At 69.7% G+C, this 25,224-nt stretch carries 23 protein-coding genes and 1 rRNA gene; 8 read left to right on the forward strand and 16 right to left on the reverse strand.

The annotated features are described in order from the left end of the window. Positions 1-190 precede the first annotated feature (190 nt). The 7 genes from NS3_RS23655 to clpS all read right to left on the reverse strand — a co-directional run bounded on the left by NS3_RS23655 (position 191) and on the right by clpS (position 4,983). The gene (locus tag NS3_RS23655) at positions 191-904 is read right to left on the reverse strand and encodes a rhomboid family intramembrane serine protease (RefSeq protein WP_084495867.1); all 714 of its coding nucleotides are present in this window, start codon (positions 902-904) and stop codon (positions 191-193) included. Between the two features lie 90 nt (positions 905-994). Further along, entirely contained in the window at positions 995-1,957 is a 963-nt protein-coding gene (locus NS3_RS23660) for a PLP-dependent cysteine synthase family protein (protein WP_067863689.1), read from the reverse strand. A gap of 6 nt (positions 1,958-1,963) precedes the next feature. Beyond that, positions 1,964-2,251 carry a MoaD/ThiS family protein gene (locus tag NS3_RS23665; protein ID WP_067863692.1) on the reverse strand — a complete coding sequence of 96 codons (288 nt, stop codon included), beginning with the start codon at positions 2,249-2,251 and terminating at the stop codon, positions 1,964-1,966. Between the two features lie 48 nt (positions 2,252-2,299). Further along, positions 2,300-2,722, reverse strand: coding sequence for a M67 family metallopeptidase (locus NS3_RS23670; protein ID WP_067863695.1), 423 nt, complete (start codon positions 2,720-2,722; stop codon positions 2,300-2,302). Positions 2,723-2,859: 137 nt separating this feature from the next. Beyond that, positions 2,860-3,918, reverse strand: coding sequence for a P1 family peptidase (locus NS3_RS23675; RefSeq protein WP_067863698.1), 1,059 nt, complete (start codon positions 3,916-3,918; stop codon positions 2,860-2,862). 64 nt (positions 3,919-3,982) lie between these two features. Further along, positions 3,983-4,552, reverse strand: a complete 570-nt coding sequence (gene aosR / locus NS3_RS23680; RefSeq protein WP_067863701.1) for an oxidative stress transcriptional regulator AosR — start codon at positions 4,550-4,552, stop codon at positions 3,983-3,985. A gap of 80 nt (positions 4,553-4,632) precedes the next feature. Next, positions 4,633-4,983 carry an ATP-dependent Clp protease adapter ClpS gene (gene clpS, locus NS3_RS23685; protein ID WP_067863704.1) on the reverse strand — a complete coding sequence of 117 codons (351 nt, stop codon included), beginning with the start codon at positions 4,981-4,983 and terminating at the stop codon, positions 4,633-4,635. A gap of 101 nt (positions 4,984-5,084) precedes the next feature. Between clpS and NS3_RS23690 the strand changes: the two genes are divergently transcribed. The 3 genes from NS3_RS23690 (at position 5,085) to NS3_RS23700 (ending at position 9,217) form a co-directional block, all read left to right on the forward strand. After that, positions 5,085-6,398 carry a nicotinate phosphoribosyltransferase gene (locus NS3_RS23690; protein ID WP_067863706.1) on the forward strand — a complete coding sequence of 438 codons (1,314 nt, stop codon included), beginning with the start codon at positions 5,085-5,087 and terminating at the stop codon, positions 6,396-6,398. 107 nt (positions 6,399-6,505) lie between these two features. Next, entirely contained in the window at positions 6,506-7,078 is a 573-nt protein-coding gene (locus NS3_RS23695) for a nicotinamidase (RefSeq protein ID WP_067863709.1), read from the forward strand. A gap of 84 nt (positions 7,079-7,162) precedes the next feature. Further along, a complete protein-coding gene (locus tag NS3_RS23700) occupies positions 7,163-9,217 on the forward strand; it encodes an ATP-dependent DNA helicase (RefSeq protein WP_067863711.1) in 2,055 nt (684 codons plus the stop codon). 163 nt (positions 9,218-9,380) lie between these two features. Here the strand turns inward: NS3_RS23700 and NS3_RS23705 are convergent, their stop codons facing one another. The 3 genes from NS3_RS23705 to NS3_RS23715 all read right to left on the reverse strand — a co-directional run bounded on the left by NS3_RS23705 (position 9,381) and on the right by NS3_RS23715 (position 13,998). Then, the gene (locus tag NS3_RS23705; RefSeq protein WP_067863714.1) at positions 9,381-10,742 is read right to left on the reverse strand and encodes an NCS2 family permease; all 1,362 of its coding nucleotides are present in this window, start codon (positions 10,740-10,742) and stop codon (positions 9,381-9,383) included. A gap of 137 nt (positions 10,743-10,879) precedes the next feature. Beyond that, positions 10,880-13,447 carry an alpha-glucan family phosphorylase gene (glgP, locus tag NS3_RS23710; protein WP_067863717.1) on the reverse strand — a complete coding sequence of 856 codons (2,568 nt, stop codon included), beginning with the start codon at positions 13,445-13,447 and terminating at the stop codon, positions 10,880-10,882. Positions 13,448-13,545: 98 nt separating this feature from the next. Beyond that, entirely contained in the window at positions 13,546-13,998 is a 453-nt protein-coding gene (locus NS3_RS23715) for a VOC family protein (RefSeq protein WP_067863720.1), read from the reverse strand. A 78-nt stretch (positions 13,999-14,076) separates the two neighbouring features. Between NS3_RS23715 and NS3_RS23720 the strand changes: the two genes are divergently transcribed. The 3 genes from NS3_RS23720 (at position 14,077) to glgB (ending at position 19,256) form a co-directional block, all read left to right on the forward strand. After that, on the forward strand, positions 14,077-14,676 hold the full coding sequence (locus NS3_RS23720; RefSeq protein WP_067863723.1) for a TetR/AcrR family transcriptional regulator: 600 nt from the start codon (positions 14,077-14,079) through the stop codon (positions 14,674-14,676). Between the two features lie 240 nt (positions 14,677-14,916). Beyond that, positions 14,917-16,920, forward strand: coding sequence for an alpha-1,4-glucan--maltose-1-phosphate maltosyltransferase (locus NS3_RS23725; protein WP_067863726.1), 2,004 nt, complete (start codon positions 14,917-14,919; stop codon positions 16,918-16,920). A gap of 197 nt (positions 16,921-17,117) precedes the next feature. After that, on the forward strand, positions 17,118-19,256 hold the full coding sequence (glgB, locus tag NS3_RS23730; protein ID WP_084495869.1) for a 1,4-alpha-glucan branching protein GlgB: 2,139 nt from the start codon (positions 17,118-17,120) through the stop codon (positions 19,254-19,256). A 140-nt stretch (positions 19,257-19,396) separates the two neighbouring features. On the opposite strand, the gene NS3_RS23735 is transcribed toward glgB, so the two are convergent. From NS3_RS23735 to NS3_RS23745, 3 genes are all read right to left on the reverse strand, one after another. Next, entirely contained in the window at positions 19,397-20,257 is an 861-nt protein-coding gene (locus NS3_RS23735; RefSeq protein ID WP_067863729.1) for a tetratricopeptide repeat protein, read from the reverse strand. Positions 20,258-20,318: 61 nt separating this feature from the next. Further along, a complete protein-coding gene (locus tag NS3_RS23740) occupies positions 20,319-20,711 on the reverse strand; it encodes a DUF3817 domain-containing protein (RefSeq protein WP_067863732.1) in 393 nt (130 codons plus the stop codon). A 99-nt stretch (positions 20,712-20,810) separates the two neighbouring features. Beyond that, positions 20,811-21,992 (reverse strand): acetyl-CoA C-acetyltransferase, encoded by a 1,182-nt coding sequence (locus NS3_RS23745; RefSeq protein WP_067863770.1) that lies wholly within the window; start codon positions 21,990-21,992, stop codon positions 20,811-20,813. A gap of 155 nt (positions 21,993-22,147) precedes the next feature. Here NS3_RS23745 and mce point away from each other — a divergent pair, with 155 nt between their 5' ends. After that, on the forward strand, positions 22,148-22,639 hold the full coding sequence (gene mce / locus NS3_RS23750) for a methylmalonyl-CoA epimerase (RefSeq protein ID WP_067863735.1): 492 nt from the start codon (positions 22,148-22,150) through the stop codon (positions 22,637-22,639). A gap of 86 nt (positions 22,640-22,725) precedes the next feature. Continuing rightward, positions 22,726-23,730: a coiled-coil domain-containing protein gene (locus NS3_RS23755; RefSeq protein ID WP_067863738.1), complete on the forward strand. Its 1,005-nt coding sequence runs from the start codon at positions 22,726-22,728 to the stop codon at positions 23,728-23,730. A 114-nt stretch (positions 23,731-23,844) separates the two neighbouring features. Here the strand turns inward: NS3_RS23755 and NS3_RS23760 are convergent, their stop codons facing one another. From NS3_RS23760 to rrf, 3 genes are all read right to left on the reverse strand, one after another. Further along, positions 23,845-24,150 (reverse strand): Rv1322 family protein, encoded by a 306-nt coding sequence (locus NS3_RS23760; protein ID WP_067863741.1) that lies wholly within the window; start codon positions 24,148-24,150, stop codon positions 23,845-23,847. A 10-nt stretch (positions 24,151-24,160) separates the two neighbouring features. Then, positions 24,161-24,853 carry an endonuclease NucS gene (gene nucS, locus NS3_RS23765; protein WP_067863744.1) on the reverse strand — a complete coding sequence of 231 codons (693 nt, stop codon included), beginning with the start codon at positions 24,851-24,853 and terminating at the stop codon, positions 24,161-24,163. A gap of 185 nt (positions 24,854-25,038) precedes the next feature. After that, positions 25,039-25,155 (reverse strand): 5S ribosomal RNA (gene rrf / locus NS3_RS23770). Positions 25,156-25,224: the final 69 nt, after the last annotated feature.

Raw genomic sequence — 25,224 nt, forward strand, 5'->3', positions numbered from 1 at the left:
CCTCATGCTGCCACGCCGAATCGCCGCTCACGAAACGATCCCCCGAATTCTCCGGCGCCCCACCCGCGCGCGGTGGGGCGCTGCCGGCTCCCGCTCGAATCTCCCACGAACCTCGTCGTCCATCTTCCGAGGGTACCCAGCCGGCGCGGCCGCCATGCGCGGGCGGTGAATCCCGCTGCTGCGCAACGGCTCAGAACCGGGTGTGGGAGGGCGCGCGCTGCTCGGCGGCGCGCGCCCCGCGGTACGGCGCCCAGGCCGCGACCACACCGCCGATCGCACCGAAAAGATGCCCCTGCCAAGAGATCCCGTCCTGACCGGGCAACACGCCCCACAGCAACGAGCCGTAGAAGACGAGCACCGCCATCCCGAGCAGGATCTGCCAGGCGCTGCGCGCGAACCACCCGCGCAGGATCAGGAAGGTGAGCCAGCCGAAGACCAGCGCGGACGCGCCGATGTGCACGGTGCCCTCGCCGCCGGTCAGCCAGGTGCCCACACCGGCGATCACCCAGATGATCGCGGTCGCGGCCAGTCCCCGGCCGATGCCTGCCACCAGCACGAGGAAACCGAGCACGAGCACCGGCACGGTATTGCTGATCAGGTGGTCCCATCCGTTGTGCAGCAGCGGCGCCCACAGGATCCCCCACAACCCGTCGGCCTCACGCGGCTGGATTCCGGCCTGGTCGAGATTGCGGGGATCGACGGCGTCGTAGCCCTCGACCCCCCAGAGCACCAGCACGAAACCGGAGACCAGCGCGACGGCCTGTATCCCCACCTGCCGCACCGCCGCGAATCCGGAGGCGGACGGCCGGGCCGTACCCGGACGGCCGGGTTCGGGTCCGGGACGCGGCGGCGCGAACCGTTGCGGGTCGAACGACGGGCCGAAGCCCGAACCACCTCCGGACATGGCCGACCTCCTGGGCGCGCGGGCAACACTCGATTCCTGCTTCGAGCCTACCGAAGCCCACCCGGCCGACCTGGTTCGTCGCGGTTCCGCTCAGGCCCAGAGCTGGCCGTCCAGCCTGCTCTCGGCTTCTTCCAGGGTGCCGTCGTATGCCCCGGTCGACAGGTACTTCCAGCCGCCGTCGGCCACCACGAACGCGATGTCGGCGCGCTTGCCCGCCTTCAGCGCCTTGCGTCCCACGCCGAGCGCGGCGTGCAGGATGGCCCCGGTGGAGATGCCCGCGAAGATCCCCTCCTCGGCGACGAGTTCGCGGGTGCGTTTGACCGCGTCGTAGGGACCGACGGAGAACCGCGAGCTCAGCACGTTCTCGTCGTAGAGTTCGGGGATGAAGCCCTCGTCGATGTTGCGCAGGCCGTAGACCAGTTCGCCGTAGCGCGGCTCGGCGGCCACGATCTCGATGTCGGGCACCTTCTCGCGCAGGAACCGCCCGGTGCCCATGAGCGTGCCGGTGGTGCCGAGCCCGGCCACGAAATGGGTGATCTCCGGCAGGTCGGCCAGCAGTTCGGGGCCGGTGGTGTCGTAGTGCGCCTGCGCGTTCGCCGGGTTGCCGTACTGGTAGAGCATCACCCAGTCCGGGTTCTCCGCGGCGATCCGCTTGGCCACCGCCACCGCCTCGTTCGAACCGCCCGCCGCGGGCGAGTCGATGATGCGCGCGCCGTACATGGTCAGCAGCTGGCGCCGTTCCACCGAGGTGTTCTCCGGCATCACGCACACCAGTTGGTAGCCCTTGAGTTTCGCGGCCATCGCCAGCGAGATACCGGTGTTGCCGCTGGTCGGCTCGAGGATGGTGCAGCCGGGGCGCAGGGTGCCGTCGGCCTCGGCCTGCTCGATCATGCGCAGCGCGGGCCGGTCCTTGATCGAGCCGGTCGGGTTGCGATCCTCGAGTTTGGCCCACAACCGCACGTGCTGTTCCCCCTCCCACTGCGGGGAGAGCGTGCGCAGGCCGACCAGCGGGGTGTCGCCGAGGGTCGCGATCAGCGATTCGTAGCGCGCCACGTCGGATCAGCGACCGATCGGCGCGCCACCGGCGACGGCGGGCAGGATGGTGACACTCGCGCCCTCGGGCACCTCGGCCTCGAGCCCCCCGGCGAAGCGGACGTCCTCGTCGTCGACGTAGATGTTGACGAAGCGGTTCAGCTTCCCGTCCTTGAGCAGCCGCTCCGCCAGCCCGGGATGGCTGGCGTCGAGGTCGGCGATGAGCGCGGAGAGGGTCTCGCCCTCGGCCTGCACCCGCTTCTCGCCGCCGGTGAGGCCGCGCATGATGGTCGGGATGGACACGGTTACCGACATGAAGACTCCTGATGTCGCTCGATCGTGGGGTGGATTCTGCTGGGGCGGTCAGACGGTGTCGTAGGCGGCGACGACACGGACCGGCTCCTCGGTGACCACGCCGTCGAGTATCCGATAGCTGCGCAGTTCGTACTCGTCGGGGTGGCGGGTGGAGATGAGCACGTAGTGGGCGTTGGGCTCGGAGGCGTAGGCGATGTCGGTGCGGCTCGGATAGGCCTCGGTGGCGGTGTGCGAGTGGTAGATGACGACCGGTTCCTCGTCGGCGTCGTCCATCGCCCGCCAGACCTTCAGCTGCTCACCGGAATCGAAGCGGTAGAAGGTGGGCGAGCGCTCGGCATTGACCATGGCGACGAAGCGCTCGGGGCGGTCGGAGCCCTCGGGTCCGGCGATGATGCCGCAGGCCTCGTCCGGGTGATCGGCACGGGCATGGGCCACCATCGCTTCCACCAGATCGGATGTGATCACCAGCACCTGTCTCACGCCTTCCGCACGCCTGCTCGGGTCACTGCCCTCAAGGGTCACTGCCCTCAACCAGACATCGCTGGCACGTATTCCCACCATCGACAGTCAGTGCAGTCCCCGCAGCGCGATGTTCGCCACGGCCGGAGTCAGGCGGGGAACAAGTCACGGTAGGCCGGGATACCGGCGACCGTCGACGCGCTGAGGACGGCATCGACGACGGCGCGTTCCACGCACACCGCGGCGGCCGTGCACAGGGCGTCGAGCACGAGCAGTTCGGGCGGGAACGCGGCGGGCAACGCGGTGTCCGATATCGGAACCGCGCCCGTCGCGACGGCGAAGAGGGTGTCGCCGTCGAGCGGGGAGTGCGCGGGCCGGATCGCGCGGGCGAGTCCGTCGTGCGCGGTGATGGCCAGCCGACGGCAGGCGGTGGTGCCGAGCGCGGCATCGGTGGCGACGACGCCGATGGTGGTGTTGAGGACGGTGCCTTTGACCGGAAGCGCGTTGGCCTCGGCCAATCGTTCGGGTGTGGGCGGGCGCAGACCGAATCGCGCGGGCCCGTCGGTGCCCACACCCCACGGCAGTCCGGTGCGCGGGTCGAACACCGAACCGACCGGATTGGCCACGACCAGCGCCGACACGGTGATGCCCGCGGCCGGGCCGTCGCCGAGTACGACGCTCGCCGTGCCCACGCCGCCCTTGATCGACCCCGCCCTGGCGCCGACGCCCGCGCCCACCGAGCCGCGAGCGACATCGGCGGTGGCGTCCCGGGCGGCCAGATAACCGAATTCGGCGGTCGGCCGGATGCGCCAATCCCCCACCGGCAGATCGAAGATCACCGCGCCTGGCACGATCGGCACCACCCGGCTCGGGTCGGCCGGATCCATCGGGATGCCCTCGCCGTTCTCCTCGAGCAGGCGCATCACCCCGTCGGCGGCGGCCAGCCCGTAGGCGCTGCCGCCGGTGAGCAGCAGGGCGTCCACCCGCGTCACGGTGTTGGCCGGGTCGAGCAGATCGGTCTCCCTGGTGCCGGGACCGCCGCCGCGCACGTCGACCGCGGCGACCGCACCGCCGGGAATGCGCACCACCGTGCAACCGGTGGCCGCGCCGGATCCGATCGCAGCATCGGGATCGAGGACGTGGTGATGGCCGACCAGCAGACCGGCCACGTCGGTGAGCGCGTCACGCGCGCCGGTGACCGCCGTCAACGACTCCTCCTCGGTTCCGGATCATCGGTTCCGGATCATCGACACGATGGCAATCGGCGTGTGGTCAGGGGGCGAGCGCTTGCAGCAGGCTGTCCTGCATCCAGGTCAGCCAGTGGTAGACGTCCAGGTGCGGAGCACGCGGATCGTCCGGATCGAACTGCTCGGGTGTGTCGGCGTCGATGCCCAGGACCGTGCCCAGCGCCAGCCTGACGTCGGTGAGCGCGCTGAGCCAGGCGTCGGCCTGTTCGGGGGTCAGCACGATCTTGCCACCGTGGGCGGGCACGGTCGCGAGCACGACCGAACCGGCGGCCAGCTTGCTGTCGATGATCTCCGGCTCGTGCAGGGCGCGCAGGGCGCTGTTGAGTCCGGCGCGATCGGCGTCCGGCGAGCCGGGCTCGCTGCGATGGAACTCCGGCAGCAAGCGGGCCAGACGCGGATCGTCGGGGGGCGCGCTGTTGCCGGTGCGCATACCGGTGAGCGCGCTGAGCTCGTCCTCGGGGGCCGAGTGCGCCCGGTCGGTGAGCAGACCGGCGACCGCGCCCACCAGCGAGCGCAGCACTTCGGCCTCGTGGGGGTCCATTTCGGCGCGCAGCTTGAGCCCGCCCAGCGAGTTCTTCCTGGTCCACTTACGCACCGCTGTCCGTCCCATCACGCACGAGCGCCAGGGTAGTCGCGAGCGCTGTCGTCTCGGCAACCTCGGTCGTCACCGCGAGCTCAGCCGTCACGCTGCATGGTGGCCCAGAGTCCGGCGGCGTGCAGACGGCGTACATCGTGTTCCATCTTGTCGCGGGAACCGCTGGAGACGACGGCCTTGCCTTCGTTGTGCACCTGCAGCATCAACTCGGTCGCCTTGGCCTTGCTGTAGCCGAAGAGCTTTTGGAAGATGTAGGTCACGTAGTGCATGAGATTGACCGGGTCGTCCCAGACGACGGTCACCCACGGGCGGTCCTCCGCCTCCAGGATCTCGGTGTATTCCACCGCTTCCGGGGTCGCCTGTGACGCCTGCAGGGTTGGCTGTGCCGCTGACAGGATTGCCGGCGCCGGGTACGAATTGCACAAGCCCATGCCGTCAAGGGTACGACTCGCCGGGCGAACCTCAACACCCCGCCGGTCGCGCCCGAACGCGAGCAGGGCCGGTCGGCGACCCCGCTGTCTACAGTGGCGGAGTGGATTCCCGTGACCAGGCCGCGAGCACCGCGCTGCTGACCGATCAGTACGAACTCACCATGCTCGCCGCGGCGCTGGCCGACGGTTCGGCGCAGCGCCGCTGCGGGTTCGAGGTCTTCGCCCGGCGCCTGCCGCACGGCCGTCGCTACGGCGTGGTCGCCGGCATCGGCAGACTCCTCGCCGCGCTGCGGCAGTTCCGCTTCGGCGAGGCCGAGCTCGCCGTGGTCGCGCCGATACTCGACCAGCGGACCCTGGACTGGCTGCGCGATTACCGCTTCACCGGTGACATCGACGGCTATCCGGAGGGCGAGCTGTATTTCCCCGGCTCCCCGATCCTGTCGGTGCGCGGCAGCTTCGCCGAGTGCGTGCTGCTGGAGACGTTGATCCTGTCGATCGTCAATCACGACAGCGCCATCGCCTCGGCCGCGGCCAGAATGGTCTCGGCGGCAGGCGGCAGGCGCACGATCGAGATGGGTTCACGGCGCACCCACGAATGGGCCGCGCCGTCGGCTGCCCGCGCGGCGTACCTGGCCGGCTTCGACGCCACCTCGAATCTGGAGGCGGTGCGCCGCTTCGGCGTGCCGGGGGCGGGGACCAGCGCGCACGCCTTCACCCTGCTGCACAGCGGTCCCGACGGCGCGCACGAGGCCGAGGCGTTCCGCAGCCAGATCGCCGCGCTCGGGGTGGGCACCACTGTGCTGGTCGACACCTTCGACATCACCGAGGGCGTGGCCACCGCGGTCCGGGTGGCCGGGCCGCAGCTGGGCGGGGTACGCATCGACTCCGGTGACCTCGGTGTGCTGGCCGGGCAGGTGCGCGCCCAGCTCGACGCACTCGGCGCGCGCGACACCCGCATCGTGGTCTCCGGCGATCTGGACGAATACGCGATCGCGGCGCTGCGGGCCGAGCCGGTGGACGCCTACGGCGTCGGCACCGCCCTGGTCACCGGCTCCGGCGCGCCGACCGCGGGCATGGTCTACAAACTCGTCGAGGTCGAGGGCGTCCCGGTGGTCAAGCGCAGCAGTCACAAGCAGTCGCGCGGCGGAGTCAAGCGGGCGCTGCGCCTGGCGAAGAGTTCGGGCACGATCGTCGAGGAAGTGGTGTATCCGGCCGGCGCGCAGGCGCCCGGCACAGCGGAATTCCAGGCCCGCGAGCTGCTCGTCCCGCTGGTGCGCGACGGGGACGCGGTCCCGGGACTGCCCACCCTCGAGGACAGCCGTGAGCTGGTGCGCCGCGGCCTGGTCAGCCTGCCGTGGGAGGGGCTCAAGCTCTCCGAGGGCGAGCCTGCCGTCCCGACCACGTTCGTCGGCTGAGTGCACCGGCGCAGCGGGCGCCGGGCCGAATCGCACCGGCGGTCATGGGCGCCGAGGCCCGGATCAGCACGGAAGACAGTCTCGACCGGCGCGGGTAATCTCGGAGCATGAACCGGGCGCTCATCATCGTCGACGTGCAGATCGATTTCTGTGAGGGCGGCTCGCTGGCGGTCCCCGGCGGCGCGGCGGTGGCCAGGCGGATCAACGACCACCTCGCGGTGCGCGAATACGCCGCAGTGGTCGCCACCCGCGACCACCACATCGACCCCGGTGCACACTTCTCCGAGTCACCCGACTACGTCGACTGCTGGCCGCCGCACTGCCGCATCGGTACGCCGGGGGCGCAGTTCCATCCCGATCTGGACATCACCCCGGTCCAGGAGATCTTCTCCAAAGGCCGATACGCCGCCGCCTATTCGGGTTTCGAGGGCGCGGCAGACGACGGGACCATGTTGACGGACTGGTTGCGCGCCCGGGAGGTCGACTCCGTGGACGTGGTCGGCATCGCCACCGACCACTGCGTGCGGGCCACCGCGCTCGACGCGCGCGCGGCCGGGTTCCCGACCCGGGTACTGCTCGGCCTGACCGCGGGCGTCGCCCCGGAGACGGTGGATCGCGCGCTGATCGAACTGAACGACGCCGGGGTCGAGCTGGACGGCGCGGTGCCGGGCAGCCATTAGGGCGGCGGCGGTGGAAAACAAGCCTGCTCGCCGGTGTCCGGCGAGACGGCCGCTGGTGTCGGTGGCGGGCAGTAGGCTGCTCGCGTGCCCGAACTGCCTCCCACCTCGGAACTGCTGACCACCGCTGTGCGCGCGCTCGGCGGTAAGGAGCGATCCGGGCAGATGACGATGGCCTCGGCCGTCGATCACGCCATCGACACCAAGCGGCATCTGGCCGTGCAGGCGGGCACCGGCACCGGCAAGTCGCTGGCCTACCTGGTGCCGAGCCTGCGCCACGCGGTGCGCACCGGCCGCACCGTGGTGGTCTCGACCGCGACGATCGCGCTGCAACGCCAGCTGGTCGATCGCGACCTGCCGCGGCTGTCCGAGGCGCTGGCGAAGCCGCTCGGTCGTCCGGCGCGTTTCGCGATCCTCAAGGGCCGCAACAACTATCTGTGCCTGAACAAGATCAACAGCGTGATCCCCGAGGAGCCCGCCGAGGCCGAACTCTTCGACGCCTTCGCCGTCTCCCGGCTCGGCCGCGAGGTGCAGCGCCTCAACGACTGGGCCTCCGACACCGAGACCGGCGACCGCGACGACCTCGCCCCCGGTGTCAGCGACCGGGCGTGGCGGCAGGTCAGCGTGTCCTCGCGGGAGTGCCTGGGCAAATCGCGCTGCCAGTTCGGTCAGGACTGCTACGCCGAGCGCGCCCGGGCCGAGGGCGCCCAGGCCGATGTGGTGGTGACCAATCACGCGCTGCTGGCCATCGACGCCATCAGCGGCATCCAGATCCTGCCCGAACACGATGTCGTCGTCATCGACGAGGCGCACGAACTGGTGGACCGGGTCACCGGGGTGGCCACCGCCGAACTGTCCGCGGCCGGGATCAGCGCCGCCGCCCGCCGCTGCGCCAAGCTCATCGACGATCGCGAGGTCGACCGGCTGGAAGGCGCGGCCGAGGCCTGGCACGCACTCCTCGACGAACTGCCGCCCGCCCGCTGGGACCGGCTGCCCGAAGGCGCGGCCCAGGCGCTGGCGCTCGTCCGCGACGCCGCCTGGAACGCGCGCACCGCGCTCGCGCCGCCGGGCAGCACACAGGCGCCGGGCGATCCGGACAGCGCCGCGGCCCGCACCTTCGCCGTCGCCGCGGTCGAGGAGGTGCACGACAGCGCGGTACGTGCGCTGACCTCCTTCGAGGAAGCCGACCCGTCCGCGCGCCGCGATGTCATCTGGCTGTCCGCGGAGGAGTCCAAGACGGGCGTGGCGCGCAAGACGCTGCGGATGGCGCCGCTGTCGGTGGGCGGTCTGCTGCGCTCGCGGCTGTTCGGCGCCTCGACCGTGGTGCTGACCTCGGCGACCCTGCAGATCGGCGGCTCCTTCGACAGCCTCGCGGCCACCTGGGGCCTGCCCGCGCAGTCCGGCGACAAGGTCGACCCGGCCACCGCCAACGGCGCGACCGCCCCCTCGGATTCCGGGCCGGTCCACTGGGACGGCCTCGATGTCGGCTCGCCGTTCGACCATGCCAAGTCGGGCATTCTCTATGTCGCCAAGCATCTTCCGCCGCCGGGTCGCGACGGCCTGCCGCCGGCCTACCTCGACGAGATCGACCGCCTGATCGACGCCGCGGGCGGTCGCACGCTCGGGCTGTTCTCCTCGATGCGCGCGGCGAAAGCGGCCGCCGAGGCCATGCGGGCGCGGCTGAGCACCCCGGTGCTGTGCCAGGGCGAGGATTCGACCGGCGCGCTGGTGCGCAAGTTCGCCGACGATCCGGAGACCTCGCTGTTCGGCACCCTGTCGCTGTGGCAGGGCGTCGATGTGCCGGGCCCGTCGCTGAGTCTGGTGATCCTGGACCGTATTCCGTTCCCCCGCCCGGACGATCCGCTGCTGGCCGCCCGGCAACGCGCGGTCGAGTCCCGCGGCGGCAACGGCTTTCTCGCGGTCGCGGCCAATCACGCGGCGCTACTGCTCGCCCAGGGCACCGGCCGTCTGCTGCGCAGCGTCGACGATCGCGGCGTGATCGCGATCCTGGATTCCCGGCTCGCCACCGCACGTTACGGCGGCTACCTGCGAGCCACCTTGCCCCCGTACTGGGAAACCGCCGATCCCGAAGTCGTGGCAAAGGCGTTGCGCCGCCTCACCACCGAGGCCGCAACCTTGTGATACAGCACACAAACCCGCCCCAACATTTCTGTTCAGAATTACATTGAGCAGCGATACAGCGGTGGAAACCCAATTCCCCCACCGGCGTATCCCGGTCCCCGCGCCGTGACCTGCACGCGGCGCGGGGACCACTTCGGGGCTCTCCCCCGCTGCCCGGTTCGGGCTATTCGGCCAAGAAGAAGAAATAGCCGAGGAAGATCACCAGCAGCCCCCACATCACCGGGTGTATTTCCCTGAACCGGCCGCGCGCGGTCATCACGATCGGGTAGAAGATCATGCCCAGCGCCAGGCCGTTGGCGATCGAGTAGGTCAGCGGCATGATCACGATGGTGATGAACGCCGGGATCGAGTACTCGAACTCGTTCCACTCGATCTCGCCGAGCGAACGCGCCATCAGCACGCCGACCACGATCAGCGCGGGCGCGGTCACCTCACCGGCGGCCGCCACCACCGAGAAGATCGGGTAGCAGAACATCGCCACCAGAAACCAGCCCGCGGTGGTCACCGCGCTCAAACCCGTGCGTCCGCCCGCGGTGACACCGGCCGTGGACTCCACATACGCGGTGGTCGTCGAGGTGCCGATGACCGCACCGGCCGCGGTGCCCACCGAGTCGGCGGCGAATGCCTGCATGGCGCGCGGCAGCTTGCCCTCCGGCGTCAGCAACCCGGCCTGCTTGGCGACGCCGATCAGGGTGCCCGAGGCATCGAAGAAGTCGACGAACAGCATGGTGAGGATGACGATCGCCATCTGTGCGGTGAAGGCGTTGGGCAGATGGACGATCGCCTGACCGAAGGTCTCCTCGAGCCCGCGCGGCAGGGCGAACACCCCGCCGGGCAGATCCACCTGACCGATGAGGACACCCAGCACGGCGGTGAGCACGATGCCGTAGAGGACCGCGCCGTGCCAGCCCTTGACCAGGAAGATCACCGTCACGAGCAGACCGAACAGGGCCAGCATCGTCCGTGGCTCGGTGAAATCGCCCAGCTTCACGAAGGTGGCCTCGCTGGCCACGACGATCCCGGCGTTCTTGAACCCGAGGAACGCCACGAACAGGCCGATTCCCGCACCGACGGCGAGCTTGAGCTGCAACGGGATCGCGTCGAGAATCCGCTCGCGCACCTTGGTGACCGCGAGCACGAAGAAGATGACACCGGAGAGGAAGGTGCCCGACAACGCGACCTGCCAGGGGATGCCCATTCCCAGCACCACCGAGAACGCGAAGAACGCGTTCAGGCCCATGCCCGGCGCGAGCGCGATCGGATACCTGGCCCACAGACCCATCACCAGCGTGCCGAACACCGCCGCCACCGCGGTCGCGGTGAACACCGCCCGCATCGGGATGCCCTGGGCGCCCAGCGCGCCCTCGTCGCCGAGAATGCTCGGGTTGACCGCCAGGATGTAGGACATCGCCAGGAACGTGATCGTGCCCGCCATGATCTCGCGGCGGTAGTTCGATCCGTTCTCGGTGACGCCGAAATAGCTGTCGATGCGACCCGGGCCGCTGGGCCGCGTCTCGGTTGCCATGGCGGGTTCTCCGGTCGTCGTGAGGGACAAGTGCCTCAGCGACGTTAGCGGAGAATTATCCACGGTCCACACCGACCCGACCGCACTCGTGACGGTCCTCACCAGGGCAATCACAGTGGCGGCCGGTCGGCCAGGGCTCAGGGTGCGGCGATCAGCCCCAGCTCGGCGTCCGAGGCCAGCAGCGGGTGCCGCGGCAGTACCCGCACCGTGTAGCCGACCGCGCCCGACAGTGACAGCGGCGTCTGGATCGTGAAAACCTCGGTGCCCGAATCGTTTCCGGTGTGGCTCATCTCCACGGTGGTCACCTCGCCGAGATCGTCGCCCGCCGTGACCCGGCCCAGGACCGCCTGCACCACAACATCGCCGACCGCGAGACCACCCAGATCGACCCGAGCGGTCAGCGACAGGGGCGCGCCGATGACCGGCGTATCGGGCAATCCGGCGCTGTCCACCTGGACCACCTTGACCGCACCCCACACCCCCTCGACCCGCCTGCGGTACTCGGCGAGCGCCATCGCACCGGCGAAGTCGTCGGCGCTCACCTGCCGGTAGGCCGCCGCGGCCGGGCCGTAGTAGTCCACGGCGTAGTCGCGCACCATCCGCGAGGCCAGCACCTTCGGGCCGAGCGTCTGCAAAGTGTGACGCACCATTTCCACCCAGCGCACGGGCAACCCGGCGCCGTCACGGTCGTAGAACCTCGGGGCCACCGCCCGCTCGAACAGTTCGTAGAGGGCGCCGGCCTCGAGGTCGTCGCGGCGCTGCTCGTCGCGCACGCCGTCGGCGGTGGGGATGGACCAGCCGTTCTCGCCGTCGTACATCTCGTCCCACCAGCCGTCCCGGATGGACAGGTTGAGACCGCCGTTGAGCGCGGACTTCATGCCCGAGGTACCGCACGCCTCGAGCGGACGCAGCGGATTGTTCAGCCAGACATCGCAGCCCCAGTACAGATAGCGGGCCATGGACATGTCGTAGTCGGGCAGGAAGACGATGCGGTGACGCAGCTCCGGATCGTCGGCGAAGCGCACGACCTGCTGGATCAGCGCCTTGCCGCCGTCGTCGGCGGGGTGGCTCTTGCCCGCGACCACCAGCTGCACCGGCCGTTCCGGGTCGAGCAGCAGCGCGCGCAGCCGTTCGGGATCGCGCAGCATCAGGGTGAGCCGCTTGTAGGTCGGCACCCGGCGCGCGAAGCCGACGGTGAGCACGTCCGGGTCGAAGACGTCGTCGATCCAGCCCAGCTCGGCTTCGGCGGCGCCGCGTTCCAGCCACGAGACGCGCAGCCTGCGGCGCACTTCCTGGACCAGCGTGGCGCGCAGAGTATTACGGGTGGACCAGAGTTCACCGAGATCGACCTCGCGCAGTTGCTCCCAGCCGCGTCCCTCCTCGGCCAGTTCCGGCCCGACCAGCTCGCGCGCCTTCTCCACCCATTCCCTGGCCGCCCACGTCGGCGCGTGCACACCGTTGGTGACCGAACCGATGGGCACCTCCTCGACATCGAATCCCGGCGAGAGCGCAGCGAACATGCCCCGGCTCACCTCGCCGTGCAGGCGCGAGACACCGTTCGCGCGTTGCGCCAGGCGCAGTCCCATGTGCGCCATGTTGTAGACCGAGGGATCGGCCTCGCGCCCGAGCGCCAGGATGCGGTCCACCGAGAGCCCGGGCAGCAGGGCCGATTCCGCCTCCCCGTGCCCGCCGCCGAAGTAGCGGCGCACCATCGGCATCGGGAACCGGTCGATGCCCGCGGGGACCGGGGTGTGCGTGGTGAACACCGTCGCCGCCCGCACCACGGTCAGCGCGGTGTCGAAATCCATGCCGGTTGCCACGTATTCGCGGATGCGCTCCACGCCGAGGAATCCGGCGTGCCCTTCGTTCATGTGGAAGACCTCGGGATCGGGCAGTCCCTCGGCGCGGGTGTAGGCGCGCACCGCCCGCACCCCGCCGATGCCCGCCAGGATCTCCTGCTTGATGCGATGGTCCTGGTCGCCGCCGTAGAGCCGGTCGGTGACCGCGCGCAGGTCCGCGTCGTTCTCGGTGATGTCGGAATCCAGCAGCAGCAACGGCACCCGGCCGACCTGGGCGATCCACACCCGCGCGCGCAGCACCCGGCCGTCGGGCATGGCCACGTGCACCAGCACCGCCGAACCCTCGCTGGTCAGCAGACGCAGCGGCAGGCCCTGCGGATCGAGCGCGGGATAGTGCTCGATCTGCCAGCCGTCGGCCGACAGCGACTGCCGGAAGTATCCGGACCGGTACAGCAGCCCGACGCCGATCAGCGGCAGGCCCAGGTCGGAGGCGGCCTTGAGATGGTCGCCCGCCAGGATGCCCAGACCGCCGGAGTAGTTCGGCAGCACTTCGCTGACGCCGAACTCCATGGAGAAGTAGGCGATGCCGCGCACCCCGTCCTCGCGGCCCTGCCGCTGGAACCAGGTCGCCGCCCCGAGGTAGTCCCGCAGGTCCGCGGCGGCCGCGTCCACCTGCGCGAGGTACGCGGGATCGGCGGCGAGTTCGTCGAGCCGGGCGGCGGGCACCTCGCCGAGGATGCGTACCGGATCGTGGCCGACCTCGCCCCACAGCCGCGGGTCGATGGCGGCGAAGACGTCCTGTGTCGGCGGATGCCAGGACCACCGCAGATTCGTGGACAACTCACCCAATGCCGCCAGACGCTCGGGCAGATGGGCACGGACAGTGAACCGACGCAATGCCTTCACTCCGGGAACCCTACCGAACGCCGCGCCCCTCGGCCGCCCCGACGCTCAGCCCGTCGGCCGGCCCGACACCGGCCCCCTCTGTCGCCCGGTGACGTGGCTCACCGGTCGGCGAACTGCCCGGTGGCGTGCTCGGCGCTGAACTGAGCGGCGTACTCCGCGCTCGGCGGGATCTCCGTGATCATGTCGATCAGTACGCCACTCGGGTCGGCGACGATGAAGTGGCGTTGACCGAAGTCCTCGCTCGTGATCTCGAGCTCGGCACGCAGTCCGCCCCGCACGACCAAGCGCTCCCATTCCGCGTCGACGTCGTCGACCTCGAAGTTCAGCAGCAGTCCCTGCACCGGCTTGCGGTAGGCCTCCGGCACCGTCGGGTGTGTGTGGTCGAGCAGCGCGAGCTCGTATTCGGGCTCCTCGGCGCCGCCGGGGCGGCGCATGCTGACGTACCAGTCCGCCTCGAAGGTGATCTCGAAGCCGAGCCACTCGGTGTAGAAGTCGCGCGATTCCGCGAGACGGGTGGTGCCGATAACGGGGTAGAAGCTGCCGAGTTTCATATCCGAGCCTTTCGCGTACCGATGGTATGTGAAGTAAGGTAGGTCGCATACCGATGGAATGTCAACGAGGGGTTTCCTATGCCGAGCACCGTGCGCGCCCAGCAGCGCGAAGCGACCCGCCGCGCGCTGCTGCGCGAGAGCAGGCGCCTGTTCGCCTCGAAAGGCTTCGGCGCCGTTGGTCTCTCGGAGATCGTCGCGGCGGCGGGGGTCACCAAGGGCGCGCTTTACCACAACTTCGCCGGCAAGACCGAGCTGTTCCGCGCGGTCCTGGAGCAGGTGCAGCACGAGGTCGGCGAGCGGGTCGCCGAAGCCGCCGACCCCGCCTCGGACGCCTGGACCCAGCTGGTCTCCGGATGCGAGGCATTCCTCGTCACCTGCACCGACCCCGCGATCCAGCGCATCATGCTCATCGACGGCCCCGCGGTGCTCGGCTGGCACGAATGGCGGGCACTCGACGAGGCCAACTCCGCCCGGCATCTCGGCGAGGCTTTGCGACTCCTGGTCGACACGGGCGTGCTCGCACCACAGCCGATCGCCCCGCTCACTCACCTGCTCTCCGGCGCGATGAACGAGGCCGCGCTCTGGCTCGCCACCGCATCCGAGCCGGACGCGCTCGACCAGACCACGACCGCCTTGCACGCATTGCTCGAGGGTCTGCGCGACCAGCGGGCGCACTGACGACCGAATCCACCGGCCGGACCGCTGAGGCCGTGCCACCATCGGCTGATGCCGCACCGGGTCGACGTGCTCCCGAATTCCTCTCGACCTCCTCGACGCCAGCCGCGCTGCCCGGTCCGGCGACGGCCCTGGTCCTGCATCGGTAGGTGCGTGAGGGCCGCCGCGCCGGGGTGGCCGGCAACGAGATCGGCGTGTCCCCACACCCGTCGCCACCGGAGATCGTCCAGTAGGTTGGTGCACGTGACCGGCCGCATCGCCATCGATGACACTGCCCCATCCATCCCCGGCGGCTGCCCGGCCAAAGCTGTGGTGGGCGAGGTGTTCCCGGTGCGCGCTGTGGTGTGGCGCGAGGGACACGACGCCGTCTCGGCGAATCTGACCGTGCGCGCGCCCGGCGCGAACCGGCCGACCCGCACCAGGATGACCCCCGCCGCCGAGCCGGATGTGTTCGACGCCACCTTCGTCCCCAACGCACCGGGTTTGTGGACCGTGCGCATCGAGGGCTGGAGCGATCCCATCGCGACCTGGCGTCACGCCGTGGAGGCCAAGCTGTCGGTCGGACAGGGCGCCGCCGACCTGGCCAACGACCTCGAGATCGGCGCGCGGCTGTTCGAACGCGCCGCTCGAGCGGTGCGCAAGGCCGAGTTCGAGAAACTGCGCGCGGTCGCGGCCGCCCTGCGCAGCGACGAGCAGCTGCCCGCCCGGGTCGCGCCCGCCTTCGCCGAGGAGATCGGCGAGATCCTGCGAGTGAGCCCGCTGCGCGAGCTGGTGACCCGCGGCCCGGCGCATCACGTGCAGGTCGAGCGCACGCGCGCGCTGTTCGGCTCCTGGTACGAGTTCTTCCCGCGCTCCACCGGCGGTCGAGACGCCGACGGCACGCCCGTGCACGGCACTTTCGCCACCGCCGCCGCCGAGCTGCCGCGCATCGCGCGTATGGGCTTCGACGTGGTGTACCTGCCGCCGATCCATCCGATCGGGGAGGTGAACCGCAAGGGTCCCAACAATTCCCTGGTCGCCGAGCCGGGCGATGTCGGCTCCCCGTGGGCGATCGGCTCGAAGGACGGCGGCCACGATGCCGTCCATCCGGCGCTGGGCACCGAGGCCGATTTCGCCGCATTCGTCGCCACCGCCGGCGAACTCGGCCTCGAGGTCGCCCTCGACCTGGCCCTGCAGTGCGCGCCCGACCACCCGTGGGTGGCCACGCATCCGGAGTGGTTCACCACCCTGCCCGACGGCACCATCGCCTACGCCGAGAACCCGCCGAAGAAATACCAGGACATCTACCCGATCGACTTCGACAACGACCCCGACGGCCTCTACGCCGAGATCCTGCGGGTGGTGCGGCACTGGATCGGTCTGGGCGTCGAGATCTTCCGCGTCGACAACCCCCACACCAAGCCCGCCGACTTCTGGGAATGGCTGATCGCCGCGGTGCGCAAGGACAACCCGGAGGTCGTGTTCCTCTCCGAGGCCTTCACCCGCCCGGCTCGGCTCTACGGCCTGGCCCGGCGCGGATTCAGCCAGTCCTACACCTATTTCACCTGGCGCGTGGCCAAGTGGGAGCTCACCGAGTTCGGCGAGGAGCTGGCCGCCAAGGCCGACGAAGCCCGCCCGAACCTGTTCGTGAACACACCCGACATCCTGCACGAGAGCCTTCAGCACGGCGGGCCGGGCATGTTCGCCATCCGCGCGGCGCTCGCCGCCACCCTGGCCCCCACCTGGGGTGTCTACTCCGGTTTCGAACTCTTCGAACACCAGGCCGTGCGGCCGGGCAGCGAGGAATACCTGGACTCGGAGAAATACGAACTGCGCCCGCGCGATTTCGCCGGCGCACTCGATCGCGGGGAATCGCTGGAGCCCTGGTTGACCCGGCTCAACGAAATCCGCCGGGTGCACCCCGCGCTGCAGCAGTTGCGCTGCCTGCACTTCCACCACATCGACAACGACGCCCTGATCGCCTATTCCAAGTTCGACCCGATCGGCGGCGACGCGGTGCTCGTCATCGTCAATCTGAACCCCTACGGCGCCGAGGAGGGCTTCCTCTCCCTCGACCTGCCCGCCATCGGCCGCGAATGGCACGATCATCCCGTCGTGCGCGACGAGGTCAGCGGCGAGGAATGGCATTGGGGTCAGCACAATTGGGTGCGTCTGGACCCGGCACACGCGGTCGCGCACATCGTCGCCCTGCCGCCGGTCCCCGCCTCCGCCCGCGCGGCACTGTCCTACCGGAGGAGTGTGCATTGAGCGCCAAGGAGCCCGATCGCGAGACTGCCGAGCACGACACCGCCGGCACGCGGGACACCGCGTCGACCGCGGGCGATGCCGGACCCGGCACGACCCGATCTGCCGCGGACGCCCGGCGCGACGCGAGCGACACCGGCAGCCCGGGCGGCGCACCGCCCGCCGACCGGGACCGGCCGTTGGTCGAAACGCGCGACCTCATGCTGCTGGCCGCGGGCACGCACCGCGACCCGCACACCGTGCTCGGCGCGCATCCGCATCCGGACGGAACGATCGTCCGGGTGCTGCGCCCGCACGCCGAGTCGGTCCACGTCCGTGTCGGCGGCGTCGACCACCCCCTCGAGTTCCTCGGCTACGACATGTTCGCCGCCGTCCTGCCCTACCCGGAGCTGATGGACTACCGGGTCGTCACCGGCTACCCGGGCGGCGGCACCGTCGTGGCCGCCGACGGCTACCGCTTTCTGCCGACGCTCGGCGAGTTCGACCTGCACCTGATCGGCGCGGGCCGTCACGAGCATCTGTGGCAGGTACTCGGCGCGCACCCGCGCCGCTACGAGACCCTCGACGGCGCGGTGCCCGGCACGTCGTTCGCGGTGTGGGCGCCCGCCGCCCGCGGCGTCACGGTGTTCGGCGACTTCGACGGCTGGGGCGGCCGCACCGCACCGATGCGAGCGCTGGGCACCTCGGGCGTGTGGGAGGTGTTCGTTCCCGACGCCGGTCCCGGCACCAAGTACAAGTACCGTGTGCACGGCGCGGACGGTCGCGTGGTCGATCACGCCGACCCGCTGGCCTTCGCCACCGAAGTCCCGCCGCGCACCGCCTCCGTCGTCACCGAGAGCGCCTACGTCTGGAACGACGAGCAGTGGCTCGACCGGCGCCGCGCGGACGATCCGACCCGGTCGCCGATGAGCGTCTACGAAGTGCATCTGGGTTCCTGGCGCCAGGGCCTGGACTACCGGGAGCTGGCGCGGCAACTGGCCGACTACGTCCGCGAGACCGGGTACACCCATGTCGAACTGCTGCCGGTCGCCGAGCATCCGTTCGGCGGTTCCTGGGGCTATCAGGTCACCTCGTACTACGCCCCCACCGCCCGCTTCGGCTCCCCCGACGACTTCCGCGCCTTCGTCGACCACCTGCACGGCGCGGGCATCGGCGTCCTGCTCGACTGGGTGCCCGCGCACTTCCCGCGCGACGAATGGGCGCTGGCCCGCTTCGACGGCACCCCGCTCTACGAGCACGCCGACCCCCGCCGCGGCGAGCAACCCGACTGGGGCACCTACGTCTTCGACTTCGGCCGCAACGAGGTCCGCAACTTTCTCATCGCCAACGCCCGCTACTGGATCGAGGAATTCCACATCGACGGCCTGCGCGTGGACGCCGTCGCCTCGATGCTCTACCTGGACTACTCACGCGGCGGCGACTGGGAACCCAATATCCACGGCGGCCGGGAGAACCTGGAGGCCGTCGCCTTCCTGCGCGAACTCAACGAGGTCGTGCACCGGACGCATCCGGGCGTGATCACCGTCGCCGAGGAGTCCACCACCTGGCCCGGCGTCACCCGCGGCGCCGATGTCGGCGGCCTGGGATTCACCATGAAGTGGAACATGGGCTGGATGCACGACACCCTGGGCTTCCTCGGACGCGACCCGATCCACCGCGCCTGGCACCACCACGAGATCACCTTCTCGATGGTCTACGCGTGGAGCGAGAACTACGTGCTGCCCATCAGCCACGACGAGGTGGTGCACGGCAAGGGCACACTGTGGAGCCGGATGCCCGGCGACGACTTCGCCAAATCGGCCGGCGTGCGCGCGCTGTTGGCTTATATGTGGGCCCACCCCGGCAAGCAATTGCTGTTCATGGGCCAGGACTTCGGCCAGGACCGCGAATGGTCACACGATCACGGGCTGGACTGGGAAGAGCTGGGCAACCCGCTGCACCGTGGCATCGCCACGGCGGTGCGCGACCTCAACCACGTCTACCGGGCCACCCCCGCGCTGTGGAGCCAGGACACCACCCCCGGCGGCTACGCCTGGATCGAGGCCGACGACCGCCGGCACAACGTCCTGGCCTTCCTGCGCTACGGCTCCGACGGCTCGGTGGTGGCCTGCGTCTTCAATTTCTCCGGCTCGACGCACGGCGAGTACCGGCTCGGTCTGCCGGTGCCCGGTGAGTGGACCGAGATCCTCAATACCGACGCCGTCGAATACGGCGGTTCGGGCATCGGCAATCTGGGCGCGGTCCACGCCGAGCAGGTCCGTTGGCACGGACGCCCGTTCTCCGCGACCGTCGCACTCGCACCGAACAGCGCCGTCTGGCTGGCCGGCCCGCGCGTCTGATCCGGCACCCGCGCAACGCTCCAGACGTGACTCCCGGCGATGCCTGGGAGTCGACGCGGTGTGATCGAGGCGGTGTGATCGAGGCGGTGTGATCGAGGCGGAACGCTCGGCCCCCGGCAGGGCGACGAGACCGTACGTGATCAGTACAGCGCTGCCGCCAGTCGGCGACGGGCCGCGACCACGAACGGCTCGGCCTGGTCGAAGAGCTCGAACAGTTCGAGCAGGTGGGTGCGCGCCTTGGTCCTGTCGTCGCCCGCGGTCCGCTTGACCACCGCGATCAACCGATCGAAGGCCGCCTCCGCCTGCTGGCCGAGCAGTTCCAGATCGGCCGCGGCGATGGCCGCGTCCACATTCGAGGGGTCGGCGTCCGCGGTCTGGATCGCCGACTCGGGCACCTGCTGGGCCCGGGCCAGGAACTTCAGCTGCCGCAGCGCGGCCTTGGCCTCGGTGTTGTTCGGCTCAGCGGCGAGGATCGCCTCGTAGGCGGCCTCCGCGGCGTCGAAGTCACCACGCTCGAGCGCATCCTCGGCGGCGACGAAGCGCGGGTCCTCCTGCTCCGGCGCCTCTTCCGCGGTGCCCTCGAGCTTGCCCGCGACGGCGTCGACCACCGCGTCGAGCCACTGACGGACCTGCGCCTCCGGCTGCGCGCCCTCGAAATCGGCCAGCGGCTGTCCCGCGGCGATCGCGATCACGGTCGGAATGCCCTGCACCCGCAACGCCTGGGCGATGCGCATATTGGCCTCGGCCTCGACCGTGGCCAGCGCCCAGGAGCCGCCGTCGGCCTCGACCAGACGCTGCAGGGTCCGCACCAGTTCGACGCTGCCCGGACTGCGTTGGGAGTACAGCGCGACAACCACCGGCACCTGCATGGACCGGTGCAGCACCTTGGCCTCGAAATCGACTTCCGAGACGGCGTAGTCACCACCGGGTGCGCCGCCGCCGCTTGTTCCGGGGGCGGCGGGCGGCTGCTTCAGGCTGGACAGATCCACCGCTCCGGACATGGCGGCGGCGACTGCTGGCGAAGGACGACGTGCGGCTGGTCGAGTCACGGTTCCCAGTTTGTCACGAAGAGGCGCGCGCGGGGGCAGTCGCGTCCGTGGAATTCGCCAGGGGCTGAGCAGCCGCGGCAGGCGTGTCGAGCTTGCCGGCGCGGACGGCCCAGACCTCGAAGAGCACGGTGAAGAACGGCGGGATGCTCGACAGCAGCGCCAGCAGCGTGGTCTTCCAGTTCCACTCGAACTCGCGCGCGGTGAGCAGAGCGGTCAGCACGAACAGCACGAAGACCGCACCGTGCACGGGTCCGAAGATCTTCACGCCGATCTCGTTGCCGTCGGCGGGCAGGTACTTGAAAGCCATGCCGGTCAGCAAGCCCAGCCAGGACAAGGCTTCGAGTACGGCGAACAGACGGAACCTACCGGCGACGGTGCGCGGGTCGAAAGAGGCCATGGCGACCATTGTGCCGCATCAACTACATGAGGTCGTAGTCGATCCGGTCACACCGGACAGATCGGACGCCCGCCCGGTGTGACCGGGGCGAATCACCGGTCTCGACGATCAGGGCACCTTGATGATCAGAGCATCGCCCTGGCCGCCGCCACCGCACAGCGCGGCCGCACCGATGCCGCCGCCGCGACGCTTCAGCTCCAGCGCCAGGTGCAGCAGGATGCGCGCACCGGACATACCCAGCGGGTGCCCGATCGCGATCGCGCCACCGTTGACGTTCACCTTCGCCGGATCGATGCCCAGCTTGCGGGTCGAGGCGATGCCGACCGCCGCGAACGCCTCGTTGATCTCCACCAGATCCAGATCCGCGGGCGAGATACCCTGCTTGGCGCAGGCCTTGGCGATGGCGTTGGCCGGCTGGTCCTGCAGCGTCGAATCCGGCCCCGCCACCACGCCCGCGGCGCCGATCTCGGCGATCCAGCTCAGGCCGAGCTGCTGAGCCTTCTCCTTGCTCATCACGACCACCGCGGCCGCGCCGTCGGAGATCTGCGAGGCCGAGCCCGCGGTGATGGTGCCGTCCTTGCGGAACGCCGGGCGCAGCGCGGCCAGCGATTCGGCCGTCGTCGCGCCGCGGATGCCCTCGTCGTCGGTGACGAACACCGGATCGCCCTTGCGCTGCGGCACCGCGACCGGGACCACCTCGTCGTCGAAGACGCCGTTCTTCCATGCCTGCGCCGCGCGCTGGTGCGAGGCCGCGGCGAACGCGTCCTGCTCCTCGCGGCTGATCGGGTCGCGATCGTTGCCCTGCTCGGTCAGCAGGCCCATCGCCTGATCGGTGAAGATGTCGTACAGGCCGTCGTGCGCCATGTGGTCACGCAGGTTCACATCGCCGTACTTGAAGCCCTCGCGGCTCTTCTCCAGCAGGTGCGGCGCCTGGCTCATCGACTCCTGGCCGCCCGCCACGATGATCTCGTGCTCACCGGCGCGGATCAGCTGATCGGCCAGCGCGATGGCGTTGATGCCCGACAGGCACACCTTGTTCAGGGTCAGCGCGGGCACATCCATCGGGATGCCGCCGGCCACCGCCGCCTGGCGCGCCGGGATCTGGCCCGCGCCCGCGGTCAGAACCTGGCCCATGATCACGTACTCCACCAGCTCGGGGGCCACGCCGCCCTTTTCCAGAGCGGCCTTGATGGCGAACCCGCCGAGGTCCGCGCCGGAGAAGGTCTTCAGGCCGCCGAGCAGCCGGCCGACCGGCGTACGGGCGCCGGAGACGATGACGGAAGTGGTCACGACGAGCCTCGCATTCTCCACGGCCACACCGGTGCACGGCGGGGCCGGATATCAAGAAGATCGATGTCAACGGGTTTCTACCCCACGGTAGCCGGTCGCCCGGACCGGACATCGCCCAGGTGGAGCGCTACCGTCGAAGAGTGAGCAACGCTGATATGACTTCCGAGACCGCCGCCGCGTCTTCCACCCCGAGGTCCACCTTCATCCCCGGCGACTACGTGGTGGCCGTCGACCACGTCGGTGTGGCCGTGCCCGATCTCGACACCGCGATCGCCTGGTACGCCGAGAATCTCGGCATGATCGAGACCCACCGGGAAATCAACGAGGCCCAGGGCGTGCACGAGGCGATGCTGTCGCTGCCCGGCGCTCCCGACGGCGCCACCGCCCTGCAGTTGCTGGCGCCGCTGGACGAATCCTCCACCATCGCCAAATTCATCGACCGCAGCGGACCCGGCCTGCAGCAACTGGCCTACCGCGTTACCGATATCGACGCCGTCTCGACCTACCTGCGCGAGCGCGGACTGCGTTTGCTGTACGAGGCCCCGCGCCGTGGCACGGCCGATTCTCGCATCAACTTCATCCATCCGAAGGATGCTGGAGGTGTGCTGGTCGAGTTGGTCGAACCGAACCCCGATGTTACGCACTAGTATCGCGGTCGGAGCAGGGAAAGTCGGCCCGTTCACATTCGCGGTCGAGTCACCATCGGCCGCGCACAGGCTGTAGTTTGTGTGCCATGTCGTCACCTGAGTCCGATCGCAATCGCTTCGTCGCGTTGCCCTTCACCGTTGTGCGGAAGGGCTATGCGCAAGACGAGGTGCGTAATTATTTCGACCGCTTCGACGCCGAACTGAGGGTCACGGCCACCGACCGCGACGCCGCCGCGGCGCAGGCACGCAACCTGGCCGCGCAGCTCGAGGACGCGCGGGACGAGATCGACGAGCTCCGCAAGGAGGTCGATCGCCTCTCGGTCCCGCCGACCACGGCCGAAGGCATGTCCGACCGTATCTCCCGCATGCTGCGGCTGGCCTCCGACGAGGCCAGCGAGGTCAGGGCCCTGGCCCAGGCCGAGGCCGCCGAGATGGTGTCCATCGCCGAGCAGCAGGCCGCCGAGATGCGCGGCAAGTACGAGTCGCTGCTGTCGGAGACGAAGGAAAAGCGCGAAGCGCTCGAGATCGAGTACGAGCAGACTCTCGCCAACGCGCGCACCGAATCGGCGAAGATCATCGAAGCGGCCCAGGCCGAGTCCGAGCGCATCCTCAAGGAGGCCGAAGCCAAGCGCAAGGCCGCGCAGCAGGACTTCGAGGTCACCATGTCCGAGCGGCGCACCAAGCTCACCCGCCAGATGGAGGAGCTCGAGGCCACCAGCCGGGCCGAGGCCGCGCAGCGGATCAAGGACGCCACCGACGAGGCCAACCGCCTCATCACCTCGGCGACCCAGACCTCCGAGCGCAAGATCGCCCACGCCAAGGAACTCGCCGAGGAGATGCGCGTGCTGCGCGGCCGGGTCCTCGCCCAGCTGCTCGGTATCCGCGGTCAGCTCGACTCGGTGCCCGCCATGCTGGCTGCGGTCAACCGCGAGAGCGAACTGCTCGACGGTGTGCCGGAGCAGCGCAAGATCGGTGGCGGCCCGTCCAAGTCGGTCGGCTCCCGCACCACCAAGGCGATCCCGGAGGCCACCGCCGACGACGACGAGGACATCGAAGCCGACGAGCGCGAAGCCGCCGATATCGCCAACTGACCTCGGATCACCCCGAAAGGCGACGACGCGGTCCTCTCCACCAGTTCAGCCCTGAAGGCCGCCCCTGTAACCAGGGGCGGCCTTTTCTCGTCACTGCCCACTTGCACGGGGGGCTCAGGACCAACGGCGGGTGATACGGCGCGTGTGCCTGCCGTTCCAGCACCCCCGATGCCAGTGCCTGCGGTCCTCTTCTCCGCCGAGTCGAGGCCATGCGACGATGTGCGCCACCCCGGGCACGATCTCGTGATCGCAGCCCGGGCAGCGATAGGTCTTCAGCGCGCGCGCCGCAGGAATGGTGCGCACCGAGTACTCCTCGTCGCCACCCGGACCCAGCTCGATCGAGCCGAAGACGTCCGACAACGGCCGGATGCCGTCCGGGCGTCCCGCTCGGCGATCGGTACGGGATTTGCGGCGCGACACGTCACCAAGCCTAGAACAACCGGAATTCGTTGCTCTCCGTGCCACGCAGCGCGTCGTAATCGAGTGTGAGGCAACGAATGCCCCGATCCTGCGCGAGCGTGCGGGCCTGCGGCTTGATCTGCTGGGCCGCGAACACCCCGGCCACCGGCGCCAACAGCGGATCACGGTTCAGCAGTTCGAGATACCGCGTCAACTGCTCTACTCCGTCGATCTCACCACGCCGCTTGATCTCCACGGCCACCGTCGCGCCGTTCTCGTCGCGGCACAGCAGGTCCACCGGCCCGATGGCCGTCATGTACTCCCGCCGGATGAGCGTGTAGCCGGCTCCGAGGGTCTGTACGTGCTCGGCGAGCAGTTCCTGCAGATGTGCTTCGACGCCATCCTTCACCAGGCCCGGATCGACCCCGAGTTCGTGCGAGGAATCGTGTTCGATGTCCTCGATGGTGATGCGCAGTTCTTCGCCCGCCTTGTTGGTCACCACCCACAGCGCCTTGGCCGTGTCCGGCACCTCCACCGCGGCGAGATCCCGCTCGTCGAGCCAACACGGCGGGCTCATCCAGTTGAGCGGCTTGTAGGAGCCGCCGTCGGAATGCACCAGCACCGAACCATCGGCCTTGATGAGGAGGAGTCTGCGGGCCATCGGCAGGTGAGCGGTCAACCGACCGACGTAATCGACCTGGCAACGAGCAATCACGAGGCGCACCGGGACGAGTGTAGGGCCCTGCGCCTTTCAGCTCGGGACCGGCCCGCGGGTGCCCTGTCAGGACCGAGCAATTCGAGGCGCACTTCTCCTGGACGACGTAAATGGGCGGCGCGTCTGCGATTCCGCACCTACCCGGAGAAACGACGAAGGCCCCCAACATTGTTGGGGGCCTTCGTGAAAGGATGTTCCGGCGGTGTCCTACTCTCCCACACCCTGTCGAGTGCAGTACCATCGGCGCAGGTGGCCTTAGCTTCCGGGTTCGGAATGGGACCGGGCGTTTCCCCACCGCTATGACCGCCGTAACTCTATGAAACTATCACCAACCCCACGCGCACACCCTGAACCGGGTTCAGGGGTGCTGCAGAGCGGTT

Origin of the sequence: Nocardia shimofusensis NBRC 100134 (assembly GCF_001613125.1) — a bacterium.
GTDB classification, from domain to species: Bacteria; Actinomycetota; Actinomycetes; order Mycobacteriales; family Mycobacteriaceae; genus Nocardia; species Nocardia shimofusensis.

Excerpts from the sequence above, each read along its gene's own strand:
- NS3_RS23655 (WP_084495867.1), bottom strand. The coding sequence starts at position 904 with ATGTCCGGAGGTGGTTCGGGCTTCGGCCCGTCGTTCGACCCGCAACGG.
- NS3_RS23665 (WP_067863692.1), bottom strand. The coding sequence starts at position 2,251 with ATGTCGGTAACCGTGTCCATCCCGACCATCATGCGCGGCCTCACCGGC.
- clpS (WP_067863704.1), bottom strand. The coding sequence starts at position 4,983 with ATGGGCTTGTGCAATTCGTACCCGGCGCCGGCAATCCTGTCAGCGGCA.
- NS3_RS23695 (WP_067863709.1), top strand. The coding sequence starts at position 6,506 with ATGAACCGGGCGCTCATCATCGTCGACGTGCAGATCGATTTCTGTGAG.
- NS3_RS23705 (WP_067863714.1), bottom strand. The coding sequence starts at position 10,742 with ATGGCAACCGAGACGCGGCCCAGCGGCCCGGGTCGCATCGACAGCTAT.
- NS3_RS23715 (WP_067863720.1), bottom strand. The coding sequence starts at position 13,998 with ATGAAACTCGGCAGCTTCTACCCCGTTATCGGCACCACCCGTCTCGCG.
- NS3_RS23720 (WP_067863723.1), top strand. The coding sequence starts at position 14,077 with ATGCCGAGCACCGTGCGCGCCCAGCAGCGCGAAGCGACCCGCCGCGCG.
- glgB (WP_084495869.1), top strand. The coding sequence starts at position 17,118 with ATGCTGCTGGCCGCGGGCACGCACCGCGACCCGCACACCGTGCTCGGC.
- NS3_RS23735 (WP_067863729.1), bottom strand. The coding sequence starts at position 20,257 with ATGTCCGGAGCGGTGGATCTGTCCAGCCTGAAGCAGCCGCCCGCCGCC.
- NS3_RS23740 (WP_067863732.1), bottom strand. The coding sequence starts at position 20,711 with ATGGTCGCCATGGCCTCTTTCGACCCGCGCACCGTCGCCGGTAGGTTC.
- mce (WP_067863735.1), top strand. The coding sequence starts at position 22,148 with ATGACTTCCGAGACCGCCGCCGCGTCTTCCACCCCGAGGTCCACCTTC.
- NS3_RS23755 (WP_067863738.1), top strand. The coding sequence starts at position 22,726 with ATGTCGTCACCTGAGTCCGATCGCAATCGCTTCGTCGCGTTGCCCTTC.